This window comes from Mycobacterium botniense (assembly GCF_010723305.1).
Classification (GTDB): domain Bacteria; phylum Actinomycetota; class Actinomycetes; order Mycobacteriales; family Mycobacteriaceae; genus Mycobacterium; species Mycobacterium botniense.
The window spans coordinates 592,830-611,926 of record NZ_BLKW01000004.1; the positions used below are offsets into that span (position 1 = coordinate 592,830).

At 65.8% G+C, this 19,097-nt stretch carries 9 protein-coding genes, 1 tRNA gene and 1 pseudogene; 7 read left to right on the forward strand and 4 right to left on the reverse strand.

Translation table 11 applies throughout. The annotated features are described in order from the left end of the window. The gene (locus G6N08_RS12880; protein WP_163757854.1) at positions 1–1,167 is read right to left on the reverse strand and encodes an aromatic ring-hydroxylating oxygenase subunit alpha; all 1,167 of its coding nucleotides are present in this window, start codon (positions 1,165–1,167) and stop codon (positions 1–3) included. Between the two features lie 63 nt (positions 1,168–1,230). On the opposite strand from G6N08_RS12880, the gene G6N08_RS12885 reads away from it, so the two are divergent. Continuing rightward, a complete protein-coding gene (locus tag G6N08_RS12885; RefSeq protein WP_163757856.1) occupies positions 1,231–2,115 on the forward strand; it encodes a MerR family transcriptional regulator in 885 nt (294 codons plus the stop codon). A 134-nt stretch (positions 2,116–2,249) separates the two neighbouring features. Here the strand turns inward: G6N08_RS12885 and G6N08_RS21450 are convergent. Continuing rightward, a pseudogene (locus tag G6N08_RS21450) lies at positions 2,250–3,842 on the reverse strand (serine/threonine-protein kinase); the annotation flags it as partial. A 219-nt stretch (positions 3,843–4,061) separates the two neighbouring features. Here G6N08_RS21450 and G6N08_RS12895 point away from each other — a divergent pair. The 4 genes from G6N08_RS12895 to G6N08_RS12910 all read left to right on the forward strand — a co-directional run bounded on the left by G6N08_RS12895 (position 4,062) and on the right by G6N08_RS12910 (position 16,602). Next, positions 4,062–4,784: a DUF1906 domain-containing protein gene (locus G6N08_RS12895; protein WP_163757860.1), complete on the forward strand. Its 723-nt coding sequence runs from the start codon at positions 4,062–4,064 to the stop codon at positions 4,782–4,784. A gap of 696 nt (positions 4,785–5,480) precedes the next feature. Then, the gene (locus tag G6N08_RS12900) at positions 5,481–14,705 is read left to right on the forward strand and encodes a type I polyketide synthase (protein ID WP_163757862.1); all 9,225 of its coding nucleotides are present in this window, start codon (positions 5,481–5,483) and stop codon (positions 14,703–14,705) included. Positions 14,706–14,727: 22 nt separating this feature from the next. Continuing rightward, positions 14,728–15,120 (forward strand): holo-ACP synthase AcpS, encoded by a 393-nt coding sequence (gene acpS / locus G6N08_RS12905; protein WP_163757864.1) that lies wholly within the window; start codon positions 14,728–14,730, stop codon positions 15,118–15,120. Between the two features lie 144 nt (positions 15,121–15,264). Beyond that, the gene (locus tag G6N08_RS12910) at positions 15,265–16,602 is read left to right on the forward strand and encodes a dipeptidase (RefSeq protein WP_163757866.1); all 1,338 of its coding nucleotides are present in this window, start codon (positions 15,265–15,267) and stop codon (positions 16,600–16,602) included. A 22-nt stretch (positions 16,603–16,624) separates the two neighbouring features. Here G6N08_RS12910 and bcp read toward each other — a convergent pair whose 3' ends face one another. Further along, complete coding sequence (gene bcp / locus G6N08_RS12915) at positions 16,625–17,098, reverse strand: thioredoxin-dependent thiol peroxidase (protein WP_163757867.1); 474 nt, start codon at positions 17,096–17,098, stop codon at positions 16,625–16,627. A 125-nt stretch (positions 17,099–17,223) separates the two neighbouring features. On the opposite strand from bcp, the gene G6N08_RS12920 reads away from it, so the two are divergent. Continuing rightward, positions 17,224–17,451, forward strand: a complete 228-nt coding sequence (locus tag G6N08_RS12920; RefSeq protein ID WP_163757869.1) for a DUF3618 domain-containing protein — start codon at positions 17,224–17,226, stop codon at positions 17,449–17,451. An 18-nt stretch (positions 17,452–17,469) separates the two neighbouring features. Here G6N08_RS12920 and G6N08_RS12925 read toward each other — a convergent pair. Continuing rightward, positions 17,470–17,545: transfer RNA gene (locus G6N08_RS12925), tRNA-Lys, on the reverse strand. 165 nt (positions 17,546–17,710) lie between these two features. Between G6N08_RS12925 and G6N08_RS12930 the strand changes: the two genes are divergently transcribed. After that, positions 17,711–18,940: a L,D-transpeptidase gene (locus G6N08_RS12930; protein WP_163757871.1), complete on the forward strand. Its 1,230-nt coding sequence runs from the start codon at positions 17,711–17,713 to the stop codon at positions 18,938–18,940. Positions 18,941–19,097: the final 157 nt, after the last annotated feature.

A 19,097-nucleotide genomic window follows, 5' to 3' on the forward strand; every position in this document is an offset into this window, starting at 1 on the left:
TCATCGGCGATCGCTCGATCCGGCGGCATCCAGTGCGTCCAGCGCCTGCGACCAGGCCCGGTGGCGATGCTGCAGCCCGGGTTCGTTGCGGCCGAACACCAGCTGATCGCGCGCCCCGGACGCCAAGTTAGCTTGCAACGTCTCAGCCAGCCGATAGTCCTCGTCTCGAACCGTGGTGTGCGCGTAGTCGAACACCTTCTGGGCCCCGGCGGCCACGGTTTCGTCGGAGAGATCCAACGGTGTCGAGTTCTGGTGAACGGTGATGGACCTGCCCGGGGTGTCGCCGGGGTAAATCCGAAACAGCTCACCGTTGGCGATCGTCACTGACAGTACGATGTTGGGGAACAATGCGTAGATGACCACCATGTGCTGGAATGGATCCCATTGCTCTTCGGGAACATTGTTCAACTCGAGAATCGAATTGAGCGGAAAGACCAGCCGGTGATGTGGGCCGAGCGAGTCGAACACCGCGCAGTTGCTGCGCGCAATCAGCGCGAAGGTCCGTCGGTGCACGGTGGCGAAATGGTAATTCTCCGCGAAGGTGTCTACAGCCAGCTTCCAGTTGATCGGGACATCGAGAACCTTCTCGCCCAGCGGAGACCAATTTCCGATGCCCCAAGAGGCGAGTTCATCGGCCAGTGGGCCCAAGTGCGCGACGATGTCCAGCGTGGCTTCGGGATTGAGTGCCACCCAAAGGAACCCGGCGAACTCGGCGGCCGGCAACTCCGTCAGGCCATCGGCATCAAGGGTCACGCCGGGAAAGCCCTCGGCGCCGGGAACTGAGACCAACCGTCCGGTGTTGTCGTAGGTCCAGGCGTGGTAGGGGCAGCTGAACCGTTTTGCGGTGCCGCACCCTGTCGCTACCTGCGATTGCCGGTGCAGGCACACATTGTTGAACGCCTTGACCGATCCGTCGGCCGTTCTGGTCAGCAGGATCGATCGCTCCATCACCATCTTGGTGCAATACGCCCCCGGCTTGGGTAGCTCGGAGGCATACCCCACCAGCTGGGGACTGGTCAGCAACATGGTTTTATCGCGTTCGTGCCGCTCGACCGAGGTGTACTCACGCGCGTTGACCGTGTACTGGCTGGGCGCCAGGTCGGTGGTCTTGTCGCGGGCAAGCTTCACGGCACGCCGGGTCAAATCGATAAGCTGCTCACGGTCCATCAGCATCCCTCCGCAAAAATCCAGGTGAGTTTGTACACCTTGTCACGGTTGTAAGGTCAAGGCGTGGCTGAGCAATTGCTGATCGGCGAGGTCACCGCCCTGACCGGGATTGCGTCAGGCCGCATCCGCCACTATGAAAAACTCGGGCTGCTGCGTGCAGAGCACCTCAGCAACGGTTATCGGGTCTTCGGCATCGCCCAGGTTCTCGACCTGTTGCGGATCGATTTGTTGCGAAGCCTCGGCATCAGCATCAAGGACATTCGCCGGTTACTGGAAAGTCAGCAGAGCAGTCTCGGGGATGTCTTGGCCCAGCACCGTGCGATGCTGGTACGACAGCGGGACCGGTTGGACCGATTAATCGCCGCGATCGACGCCGCCACCGACAGCGGGTTGGCGATCCGGTGTGCAGATGCCGACGGCAACGACAACGAGCGGATCCTGCGGCGGCTGGCGACGTCGCACCGCGACAGCATCGGTGTGATCGGCAGGCTCAGTACCCCGCTGTCGCCGCCGGCGGCCGCGATGTACGCCGCGTTGTTCGACGAGTGGCAGCTACCCGTGCCGGCGCTGTTCGGCCAGATGGTTCTGCCCGAAGCGGCCAGTACGCTGCTCGAGGAAATCGCTGAGATGCCAGGGCGTACAGTGCTATTCGACCGACTGCGCCGACTCGCCAGTGAAGTTGTCGGGCTCGGCGAAAATTACGACGCCGCAACCCAGCTCGTCCGCACCTGGATCGATGAACAGATGGCCGATCCGCTACCCGACGACGTGGTCGCCGTACTGAAACGTGTGCGACCGCTGCTGGAACACGATCCGGTCATTGTGCAGGGCTTTCGGACCTGGGCAGCGTCGATAGCCCCGGCGGCGGCGCACTTTCTCGACGAGATGGCCCGCGAGACCGCTCGCCGCGGGGTGCAGGCCGTCAGCGTCATCGTGCTACCGCCATAACAGCGCGGCGGTCGGGCCCGGTCCGGGTGCAGTGACCAACGACGGACGTCTGCACGCATGAACCGGGCAGGTAGTCAACGCTCCCAAGCTAATTGGCTCTCGGAGTTTCGCGGTGCAGGGTTGCGGACCCATGGTGTGCACCCGGCGGTGGTGAAGCGCGCGACGTAGGGCCCGATCCTGACATCGTCAGCGTCGGTGCCGGCGGCCAGCAGATTACCCGCCTCGTCGTAGGTGTACCAGGAACAGCCCGCTCCGGTAACACCGCTCGTTGCCGAGTAGAGTCCCGGCTCCATCTCCGCGGGGACAGCGTACGTCCCCGGTGGGATGAACGGGCCGGGCGAGCCCGGGGTGCCCGCCAATACCGCTGCGGCGTCTTCGCATTTGTGGCGCGGGAATTCCTTGAGGCAGTTACGCCAACCCGATTCGCCTGCGATGAGGGGATACATCCGCTCTACTTCGGCGTTGGGCTGCCATGCGTACCCGCCGTGCACGCGCACGCACCGAATCGGTGTGTTAGCCGTCGATGTCGTGGTGGTATTCATTTGGTCGCGAGTACATGGTGAGCCCACGGCGAACGCGGCCGGAGCGGCATCGGTGCCATCGCTGCGCGGTGACGAATCAGTGCTTTCCGTCGGCGAAACGGCGGCGATACCGGCGGACCGGGCGCTTGCGGCGGCAGGCTTGTAGGGGCCGGTCGAATGACTGCCAAGGGTGGCGACCGATCCCGTCATCATCAGGGCGACGGTCATAGGGATGACCGCCGCGGCGGTTGCAAGGGCATGACGAACCGGCGATCGCGGCTGCCCGGACGCTCTCCAGGGCGGTGCCGGTGAGCCCGGTGCGCCGGACTTCGCGCACCTGAGCTTTGTGACTCTGAGTCGGAACTTTCTGTCACGACCGGCGTTCAGCGCTGAGGCGAATTCTCCGCATCGCGCGAATCGATCGGCGGGGTCCTTGGCCAATGCGCGGGCCAGCGGCGCGTCGAAGCGGGCCAGTTCCGGCCTGATGTCGCCTATCCGGGGTGGTGTGCCGTTGAGATGCTGGCTGATGACTACGGTGGGGTTCGCATGTTTGAACGGCGGTGATCCGGTCAGAAGATGAAATGCGGTGGCGGCCAAGGAATACTGGTCGGCTCGCCCGTCGATCGGAGCGTCCATGAGCTGCTCGGGCGCAGCATAGGCGACTGTGCCGACAGCCATGTTGGTGGCCGTCAAACCGCTGATGTCATCGATGTGGCGTGCGATACCGAAGTCCGCCAGCAATATGCGCCGCACGCCAGACGGGGCTTGTGCGACAAGAATATTGCTCGGCTTCACATCGCGGTGCAGCAGCCCACTGTCATGGGCGTAGTCGAGCGCTTCGGCGATCGCCGTGATGATCTCGAGGACGTCGTCGGGCGGCATCCCCCCGGGATACTTGTCGTGCAGTAACTTGCCCGCATCGAGACCGTCGACGTAGTCCATTGAAATCCACAGCTGGCCGTCGAACTCGCCACGGTCGTGGATTCCGACGATGTGCGGGTGCCATAACATCGCCGCGAGGTCGGCTTCGCGGTTGAACCGTTCACGAAATTCCGGGTCAGCCGACACGTCGGCTGGGAGGACCTTGAGCGCCTCGCGCCGCGGCAGGCGTGGGTGCTCCGCCAGGTAGACCTCACCCATCGCCCCCGACCCCAGATGCCGAAGTATTCGGAATCCAGCACAAATTGTGTCGTTGGGCAACGGCATGTGCGAATCCTACCGATGTGATTCGCTGCGGTGCATGCATTACCCCGGCGTTTTGCGCCAGGCTGTCGTGATAGCAGTGCCAGGCCGGCGCGCGTCCGCCCGGTGGCGTCCCCAGTTTGCGCGGGTGCGCAGTGACCAGTGATCCTCGGGGCCTTTTATGACAGGAGTGACTGGTGGAGTTAGTGCGACCATTGGTGCTGTTACCCTACTCTGTGACATGTGTTAGTCTCCCGCCGCACGGCGCTCAAATTCGTGGGCGCTACCCCCGCCTGGCTCGGTGCCGGCGCCGCGGCATCATTGCTGAGTCCCGCCTTGGCCTCGGCGAGCCCGCTTGGGATCTTGTTGGACTACTCAGCCGGTGTTATCCCCGCCAGCGACATCAAGGCCGCCGGTGCTGTGGGAGCAATCCGGTATGTTTCCGATCGACGACCGGGCGGTGCGTGGATGCTGGGCAAGCCCATCCAGCTGGCGGAAGCTCGTGATTTGCACAGTAATGGGCTCAAGATCGTCTCCTGTTATCAATACGGCAAGCAGGACACGGCCGACTGGCTGGGCGGGCAGAGCGCCGGAGTCACACATGCCCAACGCGGCTGGCAGTTGCATACCGCCGCGGGTGGTCCGGCCAGTGCCCCGATCTACGCCTCGATTGACGACAACCCGTCATACGAGCAGTACAAACAGCAGGTCGCTCCCTATTTACGGGGCTGGGAGTCGGTGCTTGGACACCAACGCGTCGGGGTGTATGCCAACGCCAGGACGATCGATTGGGCGCTGCAAGATGGTTTGGGCTCCTACTTCTGGCAGCACAACTGGGGATCCCCCAAAGGCTTCACGCACCCCGCCGCCCATCTCCACCAAGTCGAGATCGACAAACGCACTGTTGCGGGTGTCGGCGTCGACGTCAACCACATCCTCAAACCCCAATTCGGGCAGTGGGAATAACGTTGACCACCAGAAGACCGGCCGGCCAGCTACGCCACTGCAGACGACGTTGTGCCGCGGGGGCGTGATGGGGTAGCTGATCACCCACAACACACGCGAGCGCGAAAAAGAGCTGACGCCACCGGCCCGTCGCATCGCTGGCAGGCCGGCAGGATCTGGGCGCCATGACAGAGCGGGCCGGTTAACCCGACCGTGGAGCGGCATGCAGCCGTTCCCAGCAAACTCCCCAGACCGTGTCGCGCAGCGCAGTGGCTAGCGCCCGTGGCGTCATGCATCAGCACACGCGGCGCCGGATCCGCGCCGCACGCCGAATTTAGAACATAACGATTTGATAACAATACTGCTTTGATCTGCGCTGTTGTGGCTACTCGACCGTAACCACCTGCATGCAGGACGTTTGTTCCGGAGGTCTCCGGCTGCAGTTCAGTGCTGTGTTACCCAGGGCACTGTTACCCGCGCGTAGAACCCGCCAGTAACCGATCAGCACACAAAAACCCTGCTGGTTCTTATGCCAGTCTTATTGCAGCCGACCAACCCGCGCCCGGCCTCTCGGACCTTCCTCGAAACGGGATCGGTCCGGATTCGGCCGACTCGACGGGGAGTGGGTGGGCATGTGAGCACACCCGCTGGGCAGCGAAGGTCTGACACGCGGAGCGAAGCGAGACACAGCAGAAGCACTACAGGGAGATACGCACGGTGACGATCAACGAGCACGACAGGGTGTCCGCTGACCGCGACGGGACTCCCCCCGAGGTCAGGCATACCCAGGCTCTGGTCGATCGCCTGTCCGGCGGCGAGCCCTATGCCGTCGCGTTCGGGGGGCAAGGCAGCGCCTGGCTGGAAACCCTGGAAGAACTGGTGTCTTCCGCGGGCATCGAAGCCGAGCTGACCACCTTGGTCGGTGAGGCGGATCTGCTGCTCGAGCCGGTCGCCAAAGAATTGGTCGTCGTGCGCCCGATCGGTTTTGAGCCGCTCCAGTGGGTGCGCGCGCTGGCGGCGGAGGATGCCGTTCCGTCGTCCAAGCAGCTGACCTCGGCGGCGGTGTCAGTCCCGGGCGTGCTGCTCACCCAGATCGCGGCCATGCGGGCGTTGGCGCGCCAGGGTATGGATCTGGTGGCTGTACCGCCGGTGGCGGTTGCCGGCCATTCGCAGGGTGTGCTCGCAGTCGAGTCCCTGCACGCCGCAGGCACCCGCGATGTCGAGCTGCTGGCCCTGGCGCAACTGATCGGCGCGGCCGGCACGCTGGTGGCCCGCCGGCGAGGAATATCGATCCTCGGTGACCGCCCGCCGATGGTGTCGGTCACCAACGCCGATCCGGAGCGCATCCGCGGGCTACTCGACGAGTTCGCCCGGGATGTCCGTACCGTCCTGCCGCCGGTGCTGTCCATCCGCAACGGTCGGCGCGCGGTGGTCATCACCGGAACACCTGAGCAACTGTCGCGTTTCGCGCTGTACTGCAAGCAGATTTCGGAGCAGGAAGAGGCCGATCGCAAGAACAAGGTGCGCGGTGGCGCCGTGTTCGCCCCGGTTTTCGAACCTGTTCAAGTCGAAGTTGGTTTCCACACCCCGCGTCTTGCCGACGGGGTCGACCTCGTCGGTGGGTGGGCCGAAAAGGTCGGCCTCGACGTCGGGTTGGCTCGGGCCATGACCGAAGCCATCCTGGTGCGGCAGGTCGACTGGGTGGACGAAGTCAGCAGGCTGCACGAAGCAGGGGCGCGCTGGATTCTCGATCTGGGGCCCGGCGATATCTTGACCCGGTTGACCGCGCCGGTGATTCGAGGGCTGGGTGTGGGTATTGTGGCCGCGGCCACCCGCGGCGGGCAGCGCAATCTGTTTACCGCCGGCGCCATCCCCGAGGTGGCCCGGCCGTGGTCGAGTTATGCCCCCGCGGTGGTGCGGCTGCCGGACGGCAGGATCAAACTCTCGACGAAATTCTCTCGGTTGACCGGGCGGTCGCCGATTTTGCTGGCCGGTATGACGCCCACCACCGTCGACGCCAAGATCGTCGCCGCCGCCGCCAACGCCGGCCACTGGGCTGAGCTGGCCGGCGGCGGGCAGGTCACCGAAGAAATCTTCACGAATCGGCTCGAGGAGCTGAGGGGGCTCCTCGAGCCCGGGCGCACCTTCGAGTTCAACGCGCTATTCCTCGACCCGTACCTGTGGAAGCTGCAGGTCGGCGGAAAACGGTTGGTGCAGAAGGCCCGCCAGTCCGGTGCGCCGATCGACGGCGTGGTTATCAGCGCCGGCATCCCGGAGCTGGAAGAGGCCGTGGAGTTGATCGACGAGCTCAACGGCGTCGGGATCAGCCACGTGGTTTTCAAACCCGGCACGGTTGAACAGATCCGCTCGGTGATCCGCATCGCCACCGAGGTGCCCACCAAACCGGTGATCATGCATATCGAGGGCGGACGCGCCGGCGGCCACCATTCCTGGGAAGATCTCGACGATCTGCTGCTGGCGACCTACTCCGAGCTGCGGTCGCGGCCCAACATCACCGTCTGTGTCGGCGGCGGCATCGGTACACCCGAGCGGGCCGCCGAATACCTGTCCGGGCGCTGGGCTGAGCGGCACGGCTTCCCGCTGATGCCTGTCGACGGCATTTTGGTCGGTACCGCAGCGATGGCGACCAAGGAATCCACCACGTCACCGTCGGTCAAGCGGATGCTGGTGGAGACCCGCGGCACCGACCAGTGGATCAGTGCCGGAAAAGCCCAGGGCGGCATGGCCTCCAGCCGCAGCCAGCTCGGTGCCGACATTCACGAGATCGACAACGCCGCCTCCCGGTGCGGTCGGCTGCTCGACGAGGTGGCCGGTGACGCCGAGGCAGTCGCGGCCCGCCGCGACGAGATCATCGCCGCGATGGCCGCCACCGCCAAACCGTACTTCGGCGATGCCGGCGAAATGACCTACGCGCAGTGGTTGCGCCGCTACGTTGAGTTGACCGTCGGCGAGGGTAATTCCACCGCCGATACGGTCTCACCGCACAGCCCGTGGCTGGCCGACACCTGGCGCGACCGCTTCGAAAAGATGCTGCAGCGCGCCGAAGCCCGGCTGCACCCACAGGATCACGGCCGGATCACCACGTTGTTCTCCAGGTCCGACGAGGCTGGTGTGCGGCTCCTGGAGAACCCCGACGCAGCCATTGCCGCGTTGGTGCAGCACTATCCCGACGCCGAGACCGTGCAGCTGCACCCCGCCGATGTGTCGTTTTTTGTCACGCTGTGCCAGACGCCGGGCAAGCCGGTCAACTTCGTACCGGTCATCGACAAAGACGTCCGGCGTTGGTGGCGTAGCGATTCCCTGTGGCAGGCGCACGACGCTCGCTACGACGCCGACCAGGTGTGCATCATCCCGGGCCCGGCGTCGGTCGCCGGTATCACCCGCGTCGACGAGCCGGTCGGCGAACTGCTGGACCGCTTCGAACAGGCCGCCATCGACGAACTGCTCGCGGCCGGAGCCGAACCCGAGCCGGTGACCTCGCGCCGGCTGGGCCGCGCTGATGTGACCGGTCCGCTGGCCATCGTGCTCGACGCTCCCGATGTGCTGTGGGCGGGCCGTACCACGACCAACCCTGTGCACCGCATCGCTGATCCCGGCGACTGGCAGGTTCACGAAAACCGCACAGCCACACACTCCTCCACCGGGGCCCGCCTGCAGGTCAGATCTGCCGAGCAGGTTCTGCTGAGCGTTCCGGTGTCAGGCACCTGGGTAGAAATCCCGATTACACTGCCCGCCAACACTATTGACGGTGGTATTCCGGTTGTCAGCACACCGGATGCCGCAACCGCCATGCGTTCTGTGCTGGCCATCGCCGCCGGTGTCGACAACCCAGCGGCGCTGCCGGAGGTGCATGAGGGGACCGCTACCGTGACCGTGCAGTGGAACCCCGAACGGGTCGCCGACCACACCGGGGTGACCGCCACCTTCGGCGAACCACTGGCCCCCGGGCTATCCACCGTGCCCGACGCAGTCGTCGGCCTGTGCTGGCCCGCGGTGTTCGCGGCCATCGGCTCCGCGGTCACCCCCGCCGGCGTCCCGGTGATCGAGGGCCTGCTGAACCTGGTGCACCTCGACCACGCTGCGCGCCTGATCGACCCGCTACCGCGCGTTCCAACCGAATTAATTGTCGAAGCAACGGTTTCTACCGCGACCGACACCGAGTTGGGCCGGATCGTGCCGGTCTTGGTCACGGTGGCGCAGCCAGACGGTGCGGTCGTGGCCAACCTGGAAGAGCGCTTCGCGATCCTGGGACGCACCGGCACCGCCGAGGCCACCGATCCGGTTCGCGCCGGGGGCGCGATCTCTGCCAATGCCACCGAGACCCCGCGGCGCCGCCGCCGCGATGTCACACTCACCGCGCCGGTCGACATGCGCCCGTTCGCAATGGTGTCCGGCGACCACAACCCGATCCACACCGACCGCGCGGCGGCCCTGCTCGCCGGTCTGGACTCGCCGATCGTGCACGGCATGTGGTTATCGGCCGCAGCCCAGCATGTGGTGACCGCCACCGACGGTCAAGCCCGGCCACCGGCGCGGCTCATCGGCTGGACCGCCCGGTTTCTCGGCATGGTGCGCCCTGGCGATCAGGTGGACTTCCGCGTCGACCGCGTGGGAATCGACCAGGGCGCCGAAATTGTGGAAGTGACCGCGCGCGTGGGGTCGGATCTGGTGATGTCGGCGACCGCGAGACTGGCCGCGCCGAAGACGGTCTACGCGTTCCCCGGCCAGGGCATCCAGCACAAGGGCATGGGTATGGAGGTGCGGGCGCGGTCCAAGGCGGCCCGCAAGGTGTGGGACTCGGCAGACAAGTTCACCCGCGAAACGCTGGGCTTCTCGGTGCTGCATGTGGTGCGCGACAACCCCACCAGCATCATCGCCTCCGGCGTGCACTATCACCATCCCGACGGGGTGCTCTACCTGACACAGTTCACCCAGGTGGCGATGGCTACCGTCGCGGCGGCCCAGGTCGCCGAGATGCGTGAACAAGGTGCCTTTGTCGAAGGTGCGATCGCGTGCGGCCACTCGGTCGGGGAGTACACCGCGCTGGCCTGCGTCACCGGTATCTACGAGCTGGAAACACTGTTGGAAATGGTGTTTCAGCGCGGGTCGAAGATGCACGACATCGTGCCTCGCGACGAGCTGGGCCGGTCCAACTACCGGCTGGCTGCGATCCGGCCGTCGCAGATCGACGTGGCCGACGCAGACGTTCCCGCATTTGTCGCCGAGATCGCCGAGCGCACTGGGGAATTCCTGGAGATCGTCAACTATAACCTGCGCGGCTCGCAGTACGCAGTCGCCGGCACGGTCCGCGGCCTGGAAGCGCTCGAGGCCGAGGTGGAGCGTCGTCGTGAAATTACCGGCGGCAGAAGATCTTTCATTTTTGTGCCTGGCATCGACGTGCCTTTCCACTCGCGGGTACTGCGGGTCGGCGTCGCCGAATTCCGCCGCTCACTGGACCGGGTCATGCCGCGGGACAAGGATCCCGACTTGATCATCGGGCGCTACATCCCCAACTTGGTGCCACGGCCGTTCTCCCTCGACCGTGAGTTCATCCAGGAAATCCGGGATCTGGTGCCCGCTGAGCCGCTGGACCCGATCCTGGCCGACTACGACACCTGGCGCCGTGAGCGGCCGCGTGAGATGGCGCGCACCGTCTTTATCGAATTGCTGGCCTGGCAGTTCGCCAGCCCGGTGCGCTGGATCGAGACTCAGGATCTGCTGTTCACCGAAGAGGCGGCCGGCGGGCTGGGTGTGGAACGGTTCGTCGAGGTCGGGGTGAAGTCCTCGCCTACCGTTGCCGGATTGGCCGCCAACACCCTCAAACTTCCCGAATACGCCCACAGCACCGTCGAAGTGCTCAACGCCGAGCGTGACGCCGACGTGCTGTTCGCGAGGGACACCGATCCCGAACCGGAGCCCGAAGTCGACGCCGAGGCGACACCCGCTGAACCGGCTGCCCCTGACGCGGCGGCCGCCACCTCTGCCGGACCGGCGCCGGCGGCGGCGCCCACTGGCCCCCGTCCCGACGACATCCCCTTCGACGCCGCCGACGCCACACTGGCGCTGATCGCACTGTCGGCCAAGATGCGCGTCGACCAGATCGAACCGCTGGACTCTATCGAATCGATCACCGACGGCGCGTCGTCGCGGCGCAACCAGTTGTTAGTGGATCTGGGGTCTGAGCTGGGTCTGGGCGCCATCGACGGGGCGGCTGAGGCCGACCTGGCGTCGCTGAGGTCGCAGGTCACCAAATTGGCGCGCACGTACAAGCCTTACGGCCCAGTGCTTTCCGAAGCGATCAACGATCAGCTGCGGACAGTTTTCGGACCGTCGGGAAAGCGCCCCACCGCTATCGGCGAGCGGGTCAAGAAGGTTTGGCAGCTCGGTGACGGGTGGGCCAAACACGTCATCGCCGAGGTCGCGCTGGGCACCCGTGAGGGCGCCAGCGTTCGCGGCGGAGCGCTGGGTCACTTGCATGAGGGGGCGCTGGCCGACGCGGCCGCGGTGGATCAGGTCATCGACGCCGCGGTGACCTCAGTGGCCGCGCGGCGCGGCGTTTCGGTGACGCTGCCGTCCGCTGGCGGCGGCGCTACCGTCGACGTGGCCGCGCTGAACGAGTTCACCCAACAAATTACCGGCCGCGACGGCGTGCTCGCATCGGCTGCGCGCCTGGTGCTGAACCAGCTGGGGCTGGACGATCCAGTCACCACACCGCCGGCGGCCGCCGACTCCGAGCTGATCGACTTGGTCACCGCTGAACTCGGCGCGGACTGGCCACGGTTGGTGGCGCCGGTGTTCGATGCCAGAAAAGCGGTGCTCTTCGACGATCGGTGGGCCAGTGCCCGCGAGGATTTGGTCAAGCTGTGGTTGGCCGACGAGGACGAGATCGACGCGGAATGGGCGCGGCTGTCCGAGCGATTTGAGGGCGCCGGCCATGTCGTCGCCACCCAGGCCACCTGGTGGCAGGGCAAGTCCCTGGCTGCCGGCCGCACTGTCCACGCGGCACTGTATGCCCGGATCGCCGGCGGTGCAGAAAACCCCGACAAAGGTTGCTACGGCGACGAAGTCGCGGTGGTGACCGGGGCGTCGAGAGGGTCGATCGCAGCCTCCGTCGTGGCGCGGCTTCTCGGCGGCGGCGCCACCGTCATCGCCACCACGTCCAAGCTCGACGACGAGCGGCTCGCTTTCTACCGCACGCTATATCGCGATCATGCCCGTTTCGGCGCGACGCTGTGGGTGGTGCCGGCCAATATGGCCTCGTACTCGGACGTCGACGCCCTGATCGAATGGATCGGAAACGAGCAAACTGAAAGCCTTGGGCCGCAATCGATCTACATCAAAGACGCGCAGACTCCCACACTGCTGTTTCCCTTCGCGGCGCCGCGGGTTGCCGGCGACCTTTCCGAGGCCGGATCGCGTTCGGAGATGGAGATGAAAGTGCTGCTGTGGGCGGTGCAGCGGCTCATCGGCGGGCTGTCCAAGATCGGTGCTGAACGCGACATCGCTTCGCGGCTGCATGTGGTGCTGCCCGGTTCACCCAACCGTGGCATGTTCGGCGGCGACGGTGCTTACGGGGAGGCGAAGTCGGCACTGGACGCCGTGGTGGGGCGCTGGCATGCCGAGTCGTCGTGGGCGCAGCGGGTCAGCCTGGTGCACGCGTTGATCGGCTGGACACGGGGAACCGGGCTGATGGGTCACAACGACGCGATCGTCAGTGCCGTCGAGGATGCAGGGGTGACAACATATTCCACCGACGAGATGGCAGCCATGCTGCTGCGGCTTTGTGATGTGGAATCCAAAGCTGCGGCAGCCGCCGCGCCGATGACCGTTGATTTGACCGGCGGGCTGGCCGATGTCGAGCTGGACATGGCCGAACTGGCGGCCAAGGCGCGCGAGCAGGTCGCGGCTGAGGCGCTAGCTGACCAGAGCACACCGGCGGGCACCATTGCGGCGCTGCCCAGCCCGCCGCGCGGCTACACCCCCGCGCCGCCTCCGGAATGGGACGACCTCGATGTCGACCCGGCCGACCTGGTGGTCATCGTCGGCGGGGCCGAACTGGGCCCCTACGGCTCGTCGCGCACCCGTTTCGAAATGGAGGTCGAAAACCAGCTGTCGGCTGCCGGTGTGCTGGAGCTGGCCTGGACAACAGGGTTGATCCGCTGGCACGACGATCCTCAACCGGGTTGGTATGACACCGAATCCGGTGAGCTGGTCGACGAATCCGAGCTCGTCGAGCGCTACCACGACACCGTGGTGGAGCGTGTCGGGATCCGTGAGTGGGTCGACGACGGCTCGATCGACCCGGATCACGCCTCGCCGCTTTTGGTGAGCGTCTTTTTGGACAAGGACTTCACGTTCCAGGTCTCCAGCGAGGCCGAGGCGCGGGCTTTCGTCCACTTCGACCCCGAGCATACGGTCATCCGGGCGGTGCCCGACTCGACCGAATGGCAGGTGACCCGCAAGGCCGGCACCGAAATCCGGGTTCCGCGCAAGAACAAGCTGTCGCGCACCGTCGGCGGCCAGATCCCGACCGGGTTCGACCCGACGGTGTGGGGAATCCCGGCAGACCTCGCCAGCTCCATCGACCGGCTGGCGGTGTGGAACATCGTGGTGACCGTCGACGCGTTCCTGTCCGCGGGTTTCACCCCCGCCGAGGTGATGCGCTATGTGCACCCGACGCTGGTGGCCAACACCCAGGGCACCGGCATGGGCGGCGGGACCTCGATGCAGACCATGTATCACGGTAACTTGCTGGGCCGCGCCAAGCCCAACGACATCTTCCAGGAAGTGTTGCCGAATATCATTGCCGCGCATGTGGTTCAGTCCTACATCGGCAGCTACGGCGCGATGATCCACCCGGTCGCCGCGTGCGCCACCGCTGCGGTGTCAGTCGAGGAAGGCGTGGACAAGATCCGGCTTGGTAAAGCCGAGCTGGTGGTGGCCGGCGGGCTGGACGACCTGACGCTGGAGGGCATCATCGGCTTCGGCGATATGGCGGCGACCGCCGACACCGAGATGATGCGCGCCAAGGGCATCAGCGACGCCCGGTTCTCGCGGCCCAACGACCGCCGGCGGTTGGGCTTCGTCGAAGCCCAGGGCGGGGGCACCATCCTGCTGGCCCGCGGCGATCTCGCGCTCAAGATGGGGCTGCCGGTGCTGGCGGTGGTGGCCTACGCGCAGTCCTTCGGTGACGGGGTGCACACCTCGATCCCTGCACCCGGGCTGGGCGCGCTGGGCGCCGCCCGCGGGGGTAAGGATTCGCCGCTGGCCCGGTCGCTGGCCAGGCTCGGCGTGGGCGCTGACGATATTGCGGTGATCTCCAAGCACGACACCTCCACACTGGCCAACGACCCCAACGAGACCGAGCTGCACGAGCGGCTCGCTGACGCGCTGGGCCGCTCGCCTGGCGCTCCGCTGTTCGTGGTGTCGCAGAAGAGCCTGACCGGGCACGCCAAGGGCGGCGCCGCGGTGTTTCAGCTGATGGGCATGTGCCAGATGCTGCGCGACGGGGTCATCCCGCCCAACCGCAGTCTGGACTGCGTCGATGATGAACTCGCCTCCTCCGCACACTTTGTATGGGTGCGCGACACCTTGCGGCTCGGCGGGAAGTTTCCGCTCAAGGCCGGGCTGGTGACCAGCCTCGGGTTCGGCCACGTCTCCGGGTTGATCGCGCTGGTGCACCCACAGGCGTTTTTGGCATGTCTGGATCGGCAGCAGCGCGAGCAGTACCAGCGGCGCGCCGAAGCGCGGTTGCTGGCCGGACAACGCCGACTGGCGTCGGCGATCGCCGGGGGCCCGCCGCTTTACCAGCGGCCCCCCGACCGTCGTTTCGACCACCAGGTCCCTGAAAAGCAACAGGAGGCAGCGATGCTGCTGAATCCGCAGGCCCGACTGGGCGATAGCGGCGTCTACCTCCGGTGAGCCTCGGCTGGCGTCTCGGCCCATGAGCATTGTCGGTGTGGGGCTCGACCTGGTCTCCATCCCCGATTTCGCCGAACAGGTCGACCAGCCCGGGACGGTTTTCTCCGAAACCTTCACCCCCGGTGAGCGGCGCGACGCCTCCGATAAAAGCTCGTCGGCGGCGCGGCACCTGGCGGCCCGGTGGGCCGCGAAAGAGGCGGTGATCAAAGCCTGGTCGAGCTCGCGATTTGCGCAACGACCGGTCCTTCCGGAGGGAATCCACCGCGACATCGAGGTGGTCACCGATATGTGGGGCCGGCCCCGCGTGCGGTTAACCGGAGCCATCGCTCAGCATCTTGCCGGCGTGACCATCCACGTGTCGCTCACACATGAGGGTGACACCGCGGCGGCCGTTGCCATTCTGGAAACTCCCTAGGCTGCACTACCCCCTCAGCTGCACGCCCCCTCAGCTGCAACCCCCTCCTCAGCGCGAGCGTGCGTGTTTGCACACGACACGCCGCAGATGCGTGCGCACGTGTGCACGCTCGCGCCTGGTTGGGGCCTAACTAACCTCGAGGCCATGAGCGATCTGGTGGCACGCGTCCGCGAGGTGCTCCCGTCGGTGCGGCGGGACCTGGACAGCCTGATCCGCATCGAGTCGGTGTCGGCGGACCCCGCTCGCCGGTCCGAGGTCGATCGGAGCGCACGGGTGGTGGCGGATCTGTTGTCGCAGGCTGGTTTTCCCGACGTGCGCATCGTCAGTGAGAAAGGTGCGCCGGCGGTGATCGCCCGCTATTTAGCGCCGCCCGGCGCGCCCACGGTGCTGCTATACGCCCATCACGACGTCCAACCGGAGGGTGACCGGAGGCAATGGACATCGGCGCCGTTCGAGCCGACGGAACGCGACGGCCGACTTTACGGTCGGGGCAGCGCTGACGACAAGGCCGGCATCGCAACACATTTGGCGGCGTTTCGGGCGCACGATGGCCGGCCCCCGGTAGGAGTGACGGTATTCGTCGAGGGTGAGGAAGAGTCGGGGTCTCCGTCGCTGGGACGGCTGTTGACCGCTCACCGCGAGGCGCTGGCGGCCGATGTGATCGTCATCGCCGACTCCGTCAACTGGAGCACCGAGACCCCGGCGCTGACGGTGTCGCTGCGCGGGCTGGCCGACTGTGTGGTCGAGGTCGCCACCCTCGACCATGGGTTGCACTCGGGCTTGTGGGGCGGCGTGGCGCCCGACGCGCTAAGCGCACTGGTACGGATGCTGGCCAGCCTGCACGACGACGACGGTAATGTGGCGATACCAGGCTTGCACGAAAGCACCGCTCCGGCAGTCGATTACTCACCCGAGCAGGTACGCGCGGAATCCGGTCTGCTGGATGGTGTTTCAGAAATCGGGTCGGGATCGGTGACGCGGCGGCTGTGGGCCAAGCCGGCGATTACGGTGATCGGCCTCGACACCACACCCGTTGCTCAGGCGTCGAATACGCTGATACCGCGGGCGCGGGCCAAGGTCAGCATGCGGGTCGCGCCCGGCGGGGATGCCAAAGCACACCTAGACGCGTTGCGCGCGCACCTGGAACAGCATGCGCCCTGGGGTGCACAGGTCAAAGTCATCCCTGGCGACATCGCTCAGCCATACGCCGTCGAGGCCGGCGGCCGGGTCTACGACGCCGCGCGGGCGGCATTGCGCCAAGCTTGGGGAACTGAGCCGGTCGACATCGGGATGGGCGGCTCGATCCCGTTCATCGCCGAGTTCGTCGCGGCGTTTCCGCAGGCGACGATTCTGATCACCGGGGTCGAGGATCCTGCAACGCAAGCGCACAGCGTCGACGAGAGCCTGCACCTGGGCGTTTGGGAACGCGCGGCCGTCGCCGAGGCGTTGCTGCTGGCCAACCTGGCCGCGCCGAGCCGCTAGGCCGGCAAATCCGCGCTCGACGCTAGACCGCCAGCTCGTTTCGCAGCTTCGCCACATGGCCGGTGGCTTTGACGTTGTATTGCGCGACAGCGATTTTCCCTTTTTCATCGACCACGAACGTCGAGCGAATCACGCCCTGCACGGTTTTGCCGTACATCTGTTTAGGCCCGTAGGCACCCCACGCGGTCAGCACCTTGCGGTCAGGATCGGACAGCAGCGGGAACGTCAACGCTTCGGCGTCACGGAATTTGGCCAGCTTCGCCGGCGGATCGGGAGATATTCCGATCACGTCGAGGCCGGCCTCGTTGAGTTCGTGCAGATTGTCGCGGAAATCGCATGCCTCTTTGGTGCATCCCGGTGTCATGGCTGCCGGGTAGAAGTACACAATCACCCGACGACCCCGGTAATCGGCGAGTGAGACCATGTTGCCGTCGGCGTCGGGAAGGCGGAAACCGGGCGCTGCGTCGCCAGGCCGCAGGCGTGTGGTGTCGGTCAACGAGGGCCCCTTTCTGTTCACCGGAACGTCTGGACCGGTGCCGGCTGATCTAGGGTAGTGCGGCAGGCACCAACTTCGGACCCGGCCCCGCCGAAGGCCGGTACCGGTGGACATGGAGGACAAGAGTGGCGGACCGGGATCCCGACACCATCAAACAGGAGATCGATCAGGCCCGCGAACAGTTGGCGACGACCGTGGATTTGCTTGCTGAGCGGGCTAATCCCCGCCGGATCGCGGACGACGTCAAGGCCCGGGTGATTGAGTTCGTCAAGAAGCCCGCGGTGGCGATTTCTCTGGTCGGTCTGGGGGGCGTCGCCGTGTTGCTGGTGATCCGCAGGATCAGAAATCGATAACCCACTGAGCCGGGCTAGTGGTGCGCCGTCAGGGTTTCGAACCCCGGACCCGCTGATTAAGAGTCAGCTGCTCTACCAACTGAGCTAACGGCGCCTGAATGCTTCTGGGGTGTGCTTGCGACAATAACAGGCGGTGCACGGTGGGGCGAAATTCCCCGCACCCGACACCCGTGGGGAGCGTCACAGCACAGTTGCCAATTTGCCCCTACACTAACGGCAAGTCTACCGGTTCAGCCCAGGCGCGAGGTGGAAGAAGACTATGTGGCAGGTCGGTTTCATGGGCCGTCCGCGTCAGCGTCGTGCCTGGTTAGCAGCGCTGATGCTGTTTGCGGCGTTCGGTGGGGGCGGCTGCAGCAGCGGCGGCGGCCCCGCACCGGCGAAGGTCATCACCGACAAGGCCACGCCGTTTGCTGATCTGCTGGTCCCCAAGCTGACCGCCTCGGTCACTGACGGTGCGGTCGGTGTTGCCGTGGACGCGCCGGTGACGGTGAGTGCGGAAGACGGTGTCTTGGCGTCGGTGACCATGGTGAACGAAAACGGCCGGTCGGTCAGCGGTCAACTCAGCCCCGATGGCGTGCACTGGTCGACCACCGAGCCACTGGGATACAACAGGCGCTACACGCTGAACGCGAAGGCGCTCGGGCTAGGTGGTGTGGCCACCCGCCAGATCACCTTCCAGACCCATTCCCCGCAGAACCTGGCCATGCCCTACGTGATACCGCAGGACGGCGAAGTGGTGGGTGTCGGCCAGTCGGTGGCGATCCGGTTCGACGAGAACATCGCTAACCGCGCCGCCGCCGAGAAAGCCATCACCATCACCGCCAATCCGCCGGTGGAGGGCGCGTTCTACTGGCTGAACAACCGTGAAGTGCGTTGGCGCCCTGAGCATTTCTGGAAGCCCGGAACCGCGGTGGACGTGGCGGTCAACACCTATGGTGTCGACCTGGGCGACGGGGTGTTCGGCGAGGACAGCGTGAAGACGCACTTCACCATCGGGGACGAGTTCATCGCGACCGCTGACGACACCACCAAGATGCTCACCGTGCGCATCAACGGTGAGGTCGTCAAGGTGATGCCGACGTCGATGGGCAAGGACAAGACTCCTACCGCCAACGGCATCTATGTTGTGGGGGAGCGGTTTAAGCACGTGATCATGGATTCGTCGACCTACGGGGTACCGGTCAACTCGCCCGACGGGTATCGCACCGAGGTCGACTGGGCCACCCAGATCTCCTACGGCGGGGTCTTTGTGCACTCGGCGCCATGGTCGGTGGGCGCCCAGGGCCATACCAACACCAGCCATGGCTGCCTGAACGTCAGCCCCAGCAACGCGCAGTGGTTCTACGAGCACACCAAGCGCGGTGACGTCGTCGAGATCATCAACACGGTCGGGCCGACGCTGTCCGGAACCGAGGGTCTCGGCGACTGGAACATCCCGTGGGAACAGTGGCGCGCCGGCAATGCCAATACGGGCGGTGCCGTGCACTAGGCGCGCGCCGGATGATCCCCACGGGCGTGGGGGGCGCTGGTATCTGGACGCGTCCTGGACGATCAACCCGCCGCCAGTGCCCACCCTCGACGAACTGCATAAGCAGCCGGCGCGCGCGGTGGACCTATCCAACGCTGGCAACACGATCGGTGAACCG